General features: G+C 41.3%; 11 protein-coding genes. 10 read left to right on the forward strand and 1 reads right to left on the reverse strand.

What is annotated here, in order from left to right; all coding sequences use genetic code 11:
* Positions 1 to 76: 76 nt before the first annotated feature.
* Positions 77 to 1,123, forward strand: a complete 1,047-nt coding sequence (rfbB, locus tag INT76_RS00330) for a dTDP-glucose 4,6-dehydratase (protein WP_212570956.1) — start codon at positions 77 to 79, stop codon at positions 1,121 to 1,123.
* Between the two features lie 77 nt (positions 1,124 to 1,200).
* Positions 1,201 to 2,055 (forward strand): dTDP-4-dehydrorhamnose reductase, encoded by an 855-nt coding sequence (gene rfbD, locus INT76_RS00335; RefSeq protein WP_212570958.1) that lies wholly within the window; start codon positions 1,201 to 1,203, stop codon positions 2,053 to 2,055.
* A 52-nt stretch (positions 2,056 to 2,107) separates the two neighbouring features.
* Here the strand turns inward: rfbD and INT76_RS00340 are convergent, their stop codons facing one another.
* A complete protein-coding gene (locus tag INT76_RS00340; RefSeq protein ID WP_212570960.1) occupies positions 2,108 to 4,690 on the reverse strand; it encodes an LTA synthase family protein in 2,583 nt (860 codons plus the stop codon).
* 150 nt (positions 4,691 to 4,840) lie between these two features.
* On the opposite strand from INT76_RS00340, the gene cps2T reads away from it, so the two are divergent.
* The 8 genes from cps2T (at position 4,841) to INT76_RS00380 (ending at position 13,689) form a co-directional block, all read left to right on the forward strand.
* Positions 4,841 to 5,989 (forward strand): beta 1-4 rhamnosyltransferase Cps2T, encoded by a 1,149-nt coding sequence (cps2T, locus tag INT76_RS00345; RefSeq protein ID WP_212570962.1) that lies wholly within the window; start codon positions 4,841 to 4,843, stop codon positions 5,987 to 5,989.
* On the forward strand, positions 5,986 to 6,915 hold the full coding sequence (locus INT76_RS00350; protein WP_212570965.1) for a glycosyltransferase family 2 protein: 930 nt from the start codon (positions 5,986 to 5,988) through the stop codon (positions 6,913 to 6,915). The genes cps2T and INT76_RS00350 overlap by 4 nt, the downstream gene beginning before the upstream one ends.
* Before the next feature lie 2 nt (positions 6,916 to 6,917).
* The gene (locus tag INT76_RS00355; protein WP_212570967.1) at positions 6,918 to 7,721 is read left to right on the forward strand and encodes an ABC transporter permease; all 804 of its coding nucleotides are present in this window, start codon (positions 6,918 to 6,920) and stop codon (positions 7,719 to 7,721) included.
* Entirely contained in the window at positions 7,721 to 8,944 is a 1,224-nt protein-coding gene (locus INT76_RS00360) for an ABC transporter ATP-binding protein (protein WP_212570969.1), read from the forward strand. The genes INT76_RS00355 and INT76_RS00360 overlap by 1 nt, the downstream gene beginning before the upstream one ends.
* A gap of 9 nt (positions 8,945 to 8,953) precedes the next feature.
* Positions 8,954 to 10,348 carry a glycosyltransferase gene (locus tag INT76_RS00365; protein WP_212570971.1) on the forward strand — a complete coding sequence of 465 codons (1,395 nt, stop codon included), beginning with the start codon at positions 8,954 to 8,956 and terminating at the stop codon, positions 10,346 to 10,348.
* Positions 10,348 to 12,105 (forward strand): rhamnan synthesis F family protein, encoded by a 1,758-nt coding sequence (locus tag INT76_RS00370; protein ID WP_212570973.1) that lies wholly within the window; start codon positions 10,348 to 10,350, stop codon positions 12,103 to 12,105. The genes INT76_RS00365 and INT76_RS00370 overlap by 1 nt, the downstream gene beginning before the upstream one ends.
* Positions 12,106 to 12,199: 94 nt before the next feature.
* A complete protein-coding gene (locus INT76_RS00375; protein WP_212570975.1) occupies positions 12,200 to 12,982 on the forward strand; it encodes a glycosyltransferase in 783 nt (260 codons plus the stop codon).
* A gap of 14 nt (positions 12,983 to 12,996) precedes the next feature.
* Complete coding sequence (locus tag INT76_RS00380) at positions 12,997 to 13,689, forward strand: glycosyltransferase family 2 protein (protein WP_212570977.1); 693 nt, start codon at positions 12,997 to 12,999, stop codon at positions 13,687 to 13,689.

Below are 13,689 nucleotides of genomic sequence, written 5' to 3' on the forward strand. Positions count from 1 at the left end.
TAGGTTAGTAATGAAACACCTTCGGCCCACTACCTAAGATGGCACACAAAAAAGAAAGAAATTTTCGGAGAAAAAAATGTCAGAATTTAAAAATATTATCGTAACTGGTGGCGCTGGTTTCATCGGTTCAAACTTCGTCCACTATGTATATAACAACCATCCAGATGTTCATGTAACCGTCTTGGACAAATTGACTTATGCAGGTAATAAGGCCAACTTGGAAGCCATTCTTGGTGACCGTGTTGAGTTGGTTGTGGGAGATATTGCAGACGCTGAATTGGTAGACCAATTGGCTGCAAAGGCAGATGCCATCGTTCACTATGCGGCAGAAAGCCACAACGACAACTCCCTCAACGATCCAAGCCCATTCATCCATACCAACTTTATCGGTACCTACACATTGCTTGAAGCGGCTCGTAAATACGACATCCGTTTCCACCATGTATCAACTGATGAAGTATACGGTGACCTTCCTTTGCGTGAAGATTTGCCAGGTCATGGTGAAGGTCCGGGTGAGAAATTCACTGCGGAAACCAACTACAACCCATCTTCACCATATTCATCCACCAAGGCAGCCTCAGACTTGATTGTCAAGGCTTGGGTTCGTTCCTTTGGTGTGAAAGCAACCATTTCCAACTGCTCAAACAACTACGGTCCATACCAGCACATCGAGAAATTTATCCCACGCCAAATCACCAATATTTTGGCAGGTATCAAGCCAAAACTCTATGGTGAAGGGAAGAACGTCCGTGACTGGATTCATACCAACGACCATTCAACGGGTGTTTGGGCGATCTTGACAAAAGGCCGCATGGGTGAAACCTACCTGATTGGTGCTGATGGCGAGAAGAACAACAAGGAAGTGCTTGAACTCATCCTTGAAAAAATGGGTCAGCCAAAGGATGCTTACGACCATGTAACAGACCGTGCAGGACACGATTTGCGCTATGCCATTGACGCAAGCAAACTTCGTGATGAGCTTGGCTGGACACCGCAGTTCACAGACTTCTCTCAAGGTTTGGAAGAAACCATCCAGTGGTACACCGATAACCAAGATTGGTGGAAGGCTGAGAAAGAAGCTGTTGAAGCTAACTACGCTAAGACCCAAGAAGTGATTAAGTAATCAAGTTCAAAAACAGCCAATAGGCTGTTTTTTTGATATAATGAAGTGATTGATTTACAAATGAAGGAGTCAAAACAATGATTTTAATTACAGGTGCAAATGGTCAGTTGGGCACAGAATTGCGTTACCTTTTGGATGAGCGCGGTGTTGAGTATGTTGCGGCTGACGTGGCAGAAATGGACATCACAGATGCAGACAAAGTAGATGCCTTCTTTGCGGAAGTGAAACCAACGGTTGTTTATCACTGTGCAGCTTATACAGCGGTTGATATGGCTGAAGATGAAGGCAAGGAACTCAACTACAAAATTAACGTAACGGGCTCTGAGAATGTTGCCAAGGCAGCAGCAAAATACGGTTCAACTCTGGTCTATATCTCAACAGACTATGTCTTCAATGGTGATTTGCCAGTCGGTCAAGAATGGCAAGTAGATGACCAGCCAGATCCACAATCTGAATACGGTCGTACCAAGCGTTTGGGTGAAGAAGCGGTTGAGAAATTTGCAGACAAGTTCTACACAGTGCGTACAGCTTGGGTCTTTGGTAACTATGGCAAAAACTTTGTCTTTACCATGCAAAATCTTGCGGCAACCCGCGACACCTTGACCGTTGTCAATGACCAACACGGTCGCCCTACTTGGACTCGTACTCTGGCTGAATTTATGGTTTATTTGGTGGATACTAAGCAAGAATTTGGCTACTACCATTTGTCAAATGATGCGGCAGAAGACACAACTTGGTTTGACTTTGCGACAGAGATTCTCAAGGATACCACTACCAAAGTTCTACCAGTGGATTCTAGCCAATTCCCAGCTAAGGCCAAACGCCCTTTCAACTCAACCATGAGCTTGGATAAGGCGAAAGCGACAGGTTTTGTCATCCCAACATGGCAAGAGGCGCTTGAGGCATTTTATAAGCAAGAAGTTCGTAAATAAAAAAAAAGAGGCAGGATGAATACATCCTAGCCTCGTTTTTGTAGCTTGACTGCTACTTTATTTTATAAAATTTTTCTAAGGGATTGCTGTCAATAGCGTTATTATACTCGATTTGTTGGTAATCCTGATAGAGTGGGGAGTCTGCGACCTCATCCACAATGCTGCCGTCAGGAAGTCGGTAGCCCCAAGTTGTAAATACTGGAATGGCTGAGCGGACTTCCTGTAAGAATTGATAGTAGGAAGATTGAGGTAGGGCGTGCGGAGTTTGTGAAAGGATATCCAGTGTATAGGGGATAAGAAAATTAGGACTAATAGTCGTTTCTTCCTGTTCAGGGATGTCAAAATTACTCCAGATGACAAATGGTGTGGAATAAAGTGAACTCTTATCAGAGAGATCCATAAATCGCTGATAGAATGTTTCTGATAGAGCAGGTTGATGATCGCCGTACATAAGTATAATTGTAGGTTCTGGATATGCTTTGAAAAATTCCACTAGATTAGCGAAGGCCTGATCGCTCTTTTTTACACTGGTCAAAAATTCGGTTTCGACAGGGAAAGTTGAGGTGCTACCGTCAATTGTTACTTCGCGGGTGTAGTTTTCTTCGCTGCTACCGTATCCCCCATGACTTTGCATGGAAACTGCAAAAGTGAATAAGGGAGAGTCATCCTTGTTTTGATAGAGGTTCTCAATCGCATCGAATAAGAATTGGTCTGTTGGGAAGCCGCGATCATATTGGATGTCTGCTAATTGGCTAATCGCTGGCTTGGAATTGAGAAAGTAGGCTTGGTCAAATCCAAGCAGCCGGTAAACTTCTTCTCGGTTGTAATTTTTTGCAGCCTGAGGGTGGAGGGCCACAGTCTTATAGCCCAATTCTTCCACGAAAGTTGTGAAATTTGGTTTGGGCTGAGTGATGAGTTGCTGATAAGGAAATACATTTTGTGACAGGAGAACCAAGGCATTACTGGTTAAGGTTTCGTATTCTGTATTGGCTGTTCCACCACCGTAGACAGAAACGTTTAGACTGCCATGTACGGCGTTTTCCTTGAGTGAATGTTGGAAAGCAAGGGGGTCAGGTTCTACTTGCAGTCCTTCCAGTTTAGAAAAATCAGCTTGTGATTCATTTTGGATGATGACGATATTGGGTTTGATATTGCCCTCGTCTTTCTGGGGTTGGTATTCTTCTAATTTTTGGCTGACAAGACTAGGAGAATAACCGCTAGGCGGTTCAATAACAGAGTCGAGATAAAAGCTAGTAAAAGATAGCGGCAACCCCTTGTGGGAATATGTTGCGTGCATTTTCCAATAGTTTAGAGGAATGTCGGCTGTTTTGGCGACCCCAAAAATAAAACTTGGAAGAATAGCAAGTAGCAAAACGGCAATCACAGGTTTGACAAGAAGGAATACCCAAGTAAATTTCGGCGAGTAACACATCAAGTAATACTTGAAGCGCTGTGGAGACCAAACTGGTTCGGGTTTTCTTAGGGAGTAGAGGATGCTGAAAGCCACTAAGGTGAAGATGAGAGATTGGAACATGCGATTAGTCATGACAACTTCAACCTTACTTGCAACATTCAAGCCGTCAAAAAACTGCAAAAGGTGGTAGTGCATAAACGGAGTTTCGCGTGTTTTGATCAGAATCTCATTGGCAAATCCGCTGCTTAGAGAGAGTAGCAATAGTAGGGAACTTGCTGCTCTGAGTCCAAGAATATAGGCGAAAACGAAGTAAATCGCATAGAGAATAATCAGATTGGGAACGAACCATTCTGCTTCAACATTATTAAACTGAGAGTAGCAGTTTTCAGTAATAAAGAAGGCTAGAAAAGGTGTTGCTAGCAATAGAGAGTAGTAACTTGTTTGATGCAATCGCTTTATCAGCGGCCGACCTCCATCAGCTATTACTTTAAAGGCAATGAGAGTCAGAAAGGCAAATAGCCAAAGGGTTAAGGTTAGCTGATTTTCAGTATAACTAGAATTAAAGACTGTTACCTTGTCCTCGTAAAAGAAACCAAATGCCTGCTTGATGACATACTGAATTCCCCAGAGAAGAAGGGCAAAGAATAAGAGTCTGATTTTTGAATAATGATAGAAAAGTTGGAAATAGGTGACGTAAGCAATCGAAATCAGGAAGATAAGTGCCTGAATATACCACAAAATGTTTGTGGAGTTTATCTGGTAGTATTGATCCAGTTGAACGGTTTTAAAAGACCGACCATTTTTGGCGTGTTTGGTATTCACTTTTTCTATGAGTTGGTTGTCTACTTGAATGTGCAAAAAGCTATCGTCGTCCGCATTCCGGTATTCAAAGGAAATAGTCTTGACGGGTTCAGCGGATTGAATCACCATGCTGACTTCTTCAGAGAGTGGACTGGAAGTGTAGTGAGTATTCACAACATCAATATTATGGGTTGTCCATTCATTGGAAACAATCTGTCTAGAAGAGATGTTTTTCCCGTTTATCAGGATGTTTTCAATCTGTTGCGCGGAATAGATAGCACTAATCCGAACAAGCCCCTTGTTATTGGCACTTGTTAATTCACTACGGATATTGAAGACAAATGCACAAAAAATACTAATTAAGAACATTCCAGCCAAGACTTGGTTGAGCCATTTGGGGAAATATCTATTCAAATTCATATAAGCTCCTTTATTTACACTACTAATCCTATCAAAAAAACCTTCATTAGTAAATGACAAATTATAGTAGGAACTTTTGTACTAAAAGAATGAAAATAATGAAAGAAAATGGTATAATAATCTGATTATACTTTTTAGAGCTTGGAAGAAATGAAACACGTTTTTATTATTGGCAGTCGCGGATTGCCGGCAAAATATGGCGGCTTTGAAACCTTTGTAGAACAACTTGTGTCTCACCAGGTCAGCCCAACTATCCAATACCATGTGGCTTGTCTATCGGACGATAGCCATCAAACACATTCGAATTATAAGGGGGCAGACTGTTTTACTATCAATCCGCCCAAATTAGGTCCAGCACGGGTCATTGCCTACGATATGATGGCTATTAGCTATGCACTGCAACTGATTGCGAAAGAGCAGATTGCAGAACCTGTTTTTTATATCTTAGGTAATACCATTGGAGCCTTTATTGCACCTTTTGCCAAGAAAATCCACGCTCTGAATGGTCAACTCTTTATCAATCCAGACGGGCTGGAGTGGAAGCGAACCAAGTGGTCCAAGCCTGTTCAGACCTATTTAAAATATTCCGAAAAACAAATGACGCGCCATGCCGATTTAGTGATTGCGGACAATGAGGGGATTGAGTCCTATATTCAAGCGGCCTATCCCTGGTCTAAGACGACCTTTATCGCCTACGGAACGGATTTGACGGAAACTGCCTATGAAGCCGATACTATTCAGGTGCGACAGTTTTTTGAAAACTGGCAGATAAGGGAAAAGGAATTTTACCTGATTATTGGTCGCTTTGTACCGGAAAATAATTATGCCGTAGCCATCAAAGAATTCATGGCTTCAGAAACAAAACGTGATTTGGTCATCGTTTGTAATCATGAAGGCTCTGCCTATTTCCAAAAACTAAAGGAGGAAACAGGCTTTGATGCTGATAAGCGCATTAAGTTTGTCGGTACTGTCTACGTTCAAGACCTGCTCAAGTACTTGCGCTCGAGCTGTCGAGCTTACATTCATGGGCATGAGGTCGGAGGCACCAACCCCAGCCTCCTTGAGGCTCTAGCACAGACCAATGAAAATCTGGTTCTGGGCGTTGACTTTAACCGTAAGGTTGCTCTAGAAAATGCCCATTATTGGACAAAGACTAAGGGGAGTTTATCTCAGTTGCTGAATCAGATTGATCGGCAGGATGAAAATCTCCAGTTAGGGCAGGCGGCAAAAAAACACATGCAAACCAACTATACTTGGGAGAAAATTGTCAGCCAATACGAGGATTTATTTTTGAAATGAAAGTGAACATATTGTTGTCCACCTACAATGGTGAGCGCTTTTTAGCAGAACAAATCAAGAGTATCCAGGAACAAACATACAGTGACTGGACCCTCTTGATTCGTGATGATGGCTCCAAGGATCAAACCAGAGAGATTATTCAAAACTTTGTCACTCAGGATGAGCGCATTCGCTTTATCAACGCTGATGAAGTGGTCAACTTAGGAGTTATTAAGAGTTTTTACACGCTCTTGCATTATGAAGAAGCTGATTATTACTTTTTCAGCGATCAAGATGATATTTGGCTGCCTGATAAGTTACAGACCAGCCTAGATCAAGCCCAGCATTATTCCAATCAAGAACCGCTCATGATTTATATGGATTTAAAAGTGGTCAACCAAGACTTGGAAGTGATGACAGAAAGTATGATTCGCACGCAGTCGCACCACGCCAATACCGAACTGGTGCAGGAACTGACAGAAAATACAGTAACTGGCGGTGTGTCCATGATTAACCATGCCTTAGCTGAGCTTTGGACTCAGACGGAGGACATCATTATGCACGACTGGTATCTGGCTCTTCTTGCAACAGCCTTTGGAAAACTAGTCTATATTGATCAGGCTGGAGAATTGTATCGTCAGCACACGGATAATGTTTTAGGGGCAAGAACCCTATCAAAACGAGTTCAGAAATGGATTCGCCCCCATATTCTTTTTTCTATTTATTGGGATTTAATCAAGAACAGTCAAAAACAAGCGAAGTATCTTTTGGAGATGCCGCTGAAAGCAGAGGATAGAGAGTTAATTGAAGCTTTCATCACCATTATGGATAAGAGTTTCTTAGATCGTATCCGTACCTTGAAAAAATACGGCTTGCGAAAGAACAAGGCCTTCCATACCTTTGTTTTCTCAAGCCTGATTATTACCAAATTCGCCTATAAGGAGTAAACATGGATTTATTTTCCACCAAGAATCGCATCTTATTGCGAGAATTGATTAAGACAGATTTTAAATTACGCTACCAAGGATCGGTCATCGGCTATCTCTGGTCGATTTTGAAACCCCTGATGTTATTTGCTATTATGTATGTTGTTTTCATCCATTTTCTGAGATTGGGTGGAGATGTGCCGCACTTTCCAGTAGCTCTGTTATTAGGAAATGTGATTTGGTCCTTCTTTTCGGAGTCGACCAATATGGGAATGGTATCTATTGTCACTCGTGGGGATTTACTCCGTAAACTCAACTTCTCAAAAGAAATTATTGTTTTGTCAGCAGTGTTTGGTGCAGCTATTAACTTTTCAATCAATTTGGTGGTTGTCCTCTTGTTCTCGCTGATGAATGGTGTTCAGTTTACTTGGACAGTCATTTTTGCTATTCCACTTTTTATTGAGTTGTTCCTGTTGGCAACAGGTGTCGCCTTTATCCTATCGACGCTGTTTGTGCGTTTTCGTGACCTGGCTCAGATTTGGGAAGTTTTTATGCAGGCAGGAATGTATGCGACACCAATTATTTATTCTATCTCTTTTGTTATGGATAGAAGCGCTCTAGCAGCCAAGCTGATTATGCTCAATCCCTTAGCACAAATCATTCAGGATATGCGCTATTTTGTGATTGATAGAGCCAATCTACCAATCTGGCAAATCATTGAAAACAAGGCCATTGTAGCGATTCCTTATTTGATTCCAGTAATTGTCTTTGTGATTGGTATCATGGTATTCAAGAAACATTCTAAGAAATTTGCGGAGATTCTCTAATGACAGAAAAGAATATAGCAGTAAAAGTAAACCATGTCAGCAAGTTTTTTAAGTTGCCCACAGAGGCTACGCAAAGTTTGCGAACAACCATGGTCAACCGTTTCAAAGGAATCAAAGGGTATAAAGAACAGCATGTTCTCAAGGATATTTCCTTTGAAGTTGAAAAGGGAGATTTCTTTGGGATTCTTGGCCGGAACGGTTCAGGCAAGTCAACGCTTTTAAAGATTATTTCACAAATCTATGTTCCAGAGCATGGAGAAGTAATTGTGGATGGGAAATTGGTTTCGTTCATCGAACTGGGCGTTGGTTTTAATCCTGAGCTGACAGGGCGTGAAAATGTCTATCTCAATGGCGCTCTCCTTGGATTTTCAAGAGATGAGATTGACGCCATGTATGACGACATTGTTGAATTTGCTGAATTACGCGACTTTATGCACCAGAAACTGAAGAATTATTCCAGCGGGATGCAGGTTCGCCTAGCATTTTCAGTAGCTATCAAGGCGCAGGGGGACATCCTTATCCTTGACGAAGTATTAGCTGTTGGAGATGAGGCCTTTCAGCGAAAATGCAATGACTATTTCCAAGAACGTAAAAAAAGTGGAAAAACAACCATCTTAGTCACTCATGATATGGGGGCAGTCAAAAAGTATTGTAACAAAGCTGTTTTAATCGAGCACGGCTTGGTCAAGGCGATTGGCAATCCAGAAAATGTAGCCAACCAATATAGCTATGACAATACAGCGCCATTGCACCATGAGGAGCAAGAAGAACAGCAAGCTGCTGAGCAGGATGATGCTAAGTTGGTCGAACATTTCCAACTACAATTACTTAGTTCTAATCAGATTAGCCCTGCTGATTCGATTGAGTTTCAAATTGAATATGATGTTTTAGAAGATGTCGATACTTACTTGGCGCTCTCTTTAACAGACATCGACCGCAATATTTGGATTTATAATGACAACTCAATGGACCAGATGGTATCCGGTAAAGGTCACAAAACAATCCACTATCGTTGCAGCCTACCAACCGTTAACAATTTGAAACTGAAATTGGAAGTTACTGTTCGTGATAAGGATGGTCAAATGCTAGCCTATTCCGATGCTACTCAGACACCGATTATTCTAGTCAATCGCACAGATATTAGACCAGATGATTATTCTGCCTTGGATTCTGCAAGCGGATTGATTCAGCGAAATGGTCAGTGGAGTTTTATTACAAAATAAGAGGTAACTATGCAAAGCCAACCGAAGGTTTCGATTATTTGTACCGTATATAACAAGGAACGATGGCTGGAACGAGTAATCGAAAGTTTTTTGATGCAGGAAACAAACTTTCCTTTTGAAATTTTGTTGGTTGATGATGCTTCTAGCGACCAGTCGCCAGCTATCATCGAACGATTTGCAAAAGATTATCCCGACTTGATTCGCCCTTTTTACCATACGAGCAATCAAGGAATTGCGAAAACCTGGGTATCCATCTGTAAAGAGGCTAAGGGTGAGTACATAGCTCGTTGCGATGGGGATGACTTTTGGCTCGATTCCCTAAAGCTCCAAAAACAGGTTGATCTGTTGGAGAAAAATCCAGACTCTAAATGGTCCAATACAGACTTTGACATTTATGATGAAAACAGTAACTTTGTGTCAGCTGCCGGTTTTGAAACAGGAACGATTCCGCTAGCAGATGACTTTGAAAAAATGCTTACAACCAGAGGTTTCACCATGGCATCAACTTGGCTGGTCGAGCGCCAGTTGATGCTTGCTGTCAACGAAGAGCTGGATTTAGCAACTTCCGATGATACCTTTAATCTTCAACTGGATTTATTTAAGAGAACGCGACTATCCTATCTTCCTCAGGCGACCGTCGCCTACACGGTTAATCGCGGATCAGATTCCAGACCTAAGGAGTTCTGCCAGATAGAACGCCGGTTCAATAATCTTTTGCAAACCCAAAAAGATTATCTGGAGAAGTATCCAGATAGTGATAGCAGAAAAATGCTAGACATTCTGCTAGAGAGAAACAATCGCTACGAGTTGGAGCTGACTAAACGGGAATTAAGTCTGGGCAGTCTTTCCGGGGAGAAAGTAAAAATTTATTTTTCAGTGGCAGGTTCTGGTTTTTCAGAGGACAATATCCTTGAATTTCCTTTGAAACAGGAGGATCAATTTTCTTTTCAGCTGCCAGAAGGCTGTGACCTTTTTCGGGTTGATTTGTCTGAAAAACCATCCTATTATGCTCATTTTTCATTGGTATCTCAGGTGGCACAGACAGAAGTAGAGGCGCTTGCCTCAACAGGATTTTACTACCAATCCTCCCTTTTGTTTCCAAACCCAGATCCACAGTTGATTTTTCCAGTAATTGCAGAATTTGGCAGGGAGTTTGTTCTCAGTTACCAGTTATACAATTTTGGGAATGAAACAGCGCAGGACTATGTTTCTACGGTTTTAGCCAACCACCTCCAGCAAGCTCGTCAAAAAATATACGAATTGGAAAGCTACCAAAGAGAGTACCATCGTCTTAAAGAAGTAGAAGAACAGTTTGTTCGCTTAACTCACCAGTACAATAGTGTCATTCATTCCCGACGGTGGACCATTCCAACCAAAATTATTCAATTCTTTAGGAGAAAATAATGAAGCGTCTGCTTTTATATGTTCATTTTAATAAATACAATCGGGTCAGCTCTCATGTTCACTACCAGTTGAACCAGCTACGACCGCTATTTTCAAAGATTGTTTTCATCAGCAATAGCAGTTTGTCAGAGGAAGACCAAGCGACGCTTCGTGCCCACCAAATGGTGGATTGTATTGTGGAAAGAGAGAACATTGGTTTCGATTTTGCTGCCTGGAGAGATGGGATGCTCTATCTGGGATTTGAAAAAGTACAGCAATATGATTCTGTAACACTGATGAATGACACTTGCTTTGGTCCCTTGTGGAATATGGTTCCCCTCTACGAAGAATTTGAACAAGATCCGACTGTTGATTTTTGGGGTATGACAAATTTCAGAGCCAATAAGCAATTTAAGGAACACATTCAGAGCTATTTTCTTTCTTTTTCACAAAAAGTTGTTCAGTCAGAGGCGTTTCAACATTTTTGGATGGGAATAAAAAATTTTACAGCTGTTCAGGATGTTATTGACAACTACGAAACTCAAGTGACGACGAATCTGTTGGATGCAGGCTTTAGGTACAGATCTGTATTTGACACTGTTGAGGAAGATACAACAGGAATGCTTCATCCGGATTTTTCATACTACAATCCGACAGCGATTCTCAAGCACAAGGTACCTTTTATTAAGGTTAAAACCATTGATGCTAACCAACACATTACGCCCTATCTTTTGCAAGAAATCGAAAGAACAACAACCTATCCTGTTGAATTGATTGTATCGCACATGTCCAAGGTCAACTTCCCGGATGACAAGTACCTTTTAGCAAGAAAGTATTTAAAACCTGCTGGAGAAGGAAAGCCGCTTAATGGAACAGTTGCTGTTCATCTCCATGTCTTTTACGTTGACCTGCTAGAAGAATTTTTAACCGCTTTTAAAGAGTTTGGATTCAGCTATGACCTATTCATAACAACGGACATTGAAGAAAAGATGAATGAGATTGAAGCTGTATTGGCAGCCAATCAGGTTCAGGGCACCATTTTTGTGACAGGTAATATCGGTCGCGATGTTCTTCCTATGTTGAAGTTGAAGGAGCAATTAAGCCATTATGACTTTATTGGTCACTTTCATACAAAAAAATCTAAGGAAGCTGATTTTTGGGCTGGAGAATCCTGGCGTCAAGAGCTGATAGAGATGCTTGTGAAACCTGCTAATTATATTCTATCCCATCTGGAAGAACAGGAAGATGTGGGAATTGTTATTGCCGACATACCGACTTTTTTCCGTTATAATAAAATAGTAGACGCCTATAATGAACATAGAATTGCGCCTGCTATGAATGACTTATGGCAAGCGATGGGGCTATCTAAAGAAATTGATTTTAATCAGTTTCATACCTTTGTTATGTCTTATGGAACCTATGTATGGTTTAAGTATGATGCCTTAGCACCTCTGTTTGAACTTCATCTGACTGACAAAGACGTTCCAGCAGAACCCTTGCCGCAGAATTCCATTCTTCATGCGATTGAGCGGTTGCTGATTTACATTGCCTGGGATAGAAACTATGATTTTAGAATAGCCATGAATCCGACTGTTCTGACACCGTTTGTTGATAATAAATTACTCAATTTAAGAGGAGATGCTCTTCCACATACCTATGTAAATTTTGATCACATGGGCGGTATTAAGGGGGCGATAAAATACATCTTTGTCGGCCCTGCAAGAGCAGTCAAATACATTGTCAAACGCTGTTTACAAAAATGGAAGCAGCAGTCGTAATTTTTGAAATTACTAGGCGCTGTTGACAAGTCGGGGCCCGAGTTGAAGAATGATTTGGGTTATGAAATACGAATTGCTAAATGAGGAGATTGCATTGAAAGAAAAACATACAGTTGTTATATGTGCTTATGGAGAGAGTTCCTTTTTAGAAGAGTGCATCCAGTCTATTCTCAATCAAACAGTTGAGTCAACCGTAGCCTGCTACACCTCAACGCCCAATCAACTGATTGAGGGGCTGTGTGAAAAATACCATCTGCCCATGTATACTAAAAAGGGCGGTGGTATCGGAAAAGACTGGAACAATGCCTTATCGTTTGTTGAAACACCCTATGTAACCATTGCTCACCAAGACGACATCTATCTGCCAACCTTTGTTGAAAAGACGATGGCGGCTTTTGAAAAATATCCAGACTCAACCATTGTCTATTCAGATTATGCAGAATACCGCGATGGTCAGGAAGATGCTCGGTCTACCAACTTAAAAATCAAGCGTTTAATGTTGAACACCTTGAATCTCTTTCCTACATCTGCTTTTTGGCGCAATCGGGTTTTGGCTTTTGGCAATGCGATTTCGTGTCCTGCCGTTAGTTACAACTTATCAAAACTAAAGGGGTTTCAATTCAAAGAGCATTTCCGAACAAATCTGGACTGGTATGCTTGGTATGACATCAGTAGCCATTACTCAGGTCGTTTTACCTTTATCAAAGAAGTACTGATGTATCACCGCATTCATGGAGAGTCTGAAACATCAGCAACCATAACAGAAAATGTTCGTAGCAAGGAAGATTTAGACATCTACAAACTCTTTTGGCCGAATTTCATTGCCAATGCCTTGATGCGTTTTTACGAGAAAAGTCAACAATCGAATTTTAAATAGAGAATATGAAAAAAATGAAGAATAAAACACTGATTATCATACCTGCTTACAATGAGGAAGAATCAATCGAAAAAGTAGTTGATAACCTCATTCTTAACTACCCAAACTATGATTATGTCATCATAAACGATGGCTCAAAAGACAGCACCTCCGAAATCTGTCACCGTCGTGGTTACAATATCATTGATTTGCCAGAAAATCTTGGGCTATCAGGAGCCGTTCAGACAGGATTCAAATATGCTCTAAAATACGGCTACGACAAGGCTGTTCAATTTGATGGAGATGGACAGCATTTGCCTGAGTATATTGCTGATTTGGTAAAAGGAATTGATGAAGGGAATGATTGTGTGATTGGCTCGCGCTTTGTGACAGAAAAACGTCCCAATTCCCTGCGGATGTTGGGGAACACCCTGATTAGTTTTCTGATTAAATTGACAACTGGACAAAACATCATGGATCCAACTTCAGGCATGAGAATGTTTAATAGAAAACTGATTGAAATTTTTGCCACCAACATCAACTACACACCGGAACCCGACACGATTTCCTACCTTATTCGTCAGGGGTTGAAGGTGAAAGAAGTACAGGTGAAAATGTTGGATAGAGAAGCAGGACAATCTTACCTGACTCTTTCTCGTTCAGTGACTTATATGATTCACATGGTCGTTTCCATTATCGTGATTCAAAATTTTAGAAAGGGGAAGTAG

Origin of the sequence: Streptococcus oriscaviae (assembly GCF_018137985.1) — a bacterium.
Taxonomy (GTDB): Bacteria; Bacillota; Bacilli; order Lactobacillales; family Streptococcaceae; genus Streptococcus; species Streptococcus oriscaviae.

Bases quoted from the DNA above. Each gene is read 5' to 3' on its own strand.
- INT76_RS00365 (WP_212570971.1), top strand. From the start codon at position 8,954: ATGCAAAGCCAACCGAAGGTTTCGATTATTTGTACCGTATATAACAAG.
- rfbB (WP_212570956.1), top strand. From the start codon at position 77: ATGTCAGAATTTAAAAATATTATCGTAACTGGTGGCGCTGGTTTCATC.
- INT76_RS00380 (WP_212570977.1), top strand. From the start codon at position 12,997: ATGAAGAATAAAACACTGATTATCATACCTGCTTACAATGAGGAAGAA.
- rfbD (WP_212570958.1), top strand. From the start codon at position 1,201: ATGATTTTAATTACAGGTGCAAATGGTCAGTTGGGCACAGAATTGCGT.
- INT76_RS00355 (WP_212570967.1), top strand. From the start codon at position 6,918: ATGGATTTATTTTCCACCAAGAATCGCATCTTATTGCGAGAATTGATT.
- INT76_RS00370 (WP_212570973.1), top strand. From the start codon at position 10,348: ATGAAGCGTCTGCTTTTATATGTTCATTTTAATAAATACAATCGGGTC.
- INT76_RS00340 (WP_212570960.1), bottom strand. From the start codon at position 4,690: ATGAATTTGAATAGATATTTCCCCAAATGGCTCAACCAAGTCTTGGCT.
- INT76_RS00350 (WP_212570965.1), top strand. From the start codon at position 5,986: ATGAAAGTGAACATATTGTTGTCCACCTACAATGGTGAGCGCTTTTTA.
- INT76_RS00360 (WP_212570969.1), top strand. From the start codon at position 7,721: ATGACAGAAAAGAATATAGCAGTAAAAGTAAACCATGTCAGCAAGTTT.
- cps2T (WP_212570962.1), top strand. From the start codon at position 4,841: ATGAAACACGTTTTTATTATTGGCAGTCGCGGATTGCCGGCAAAATAT.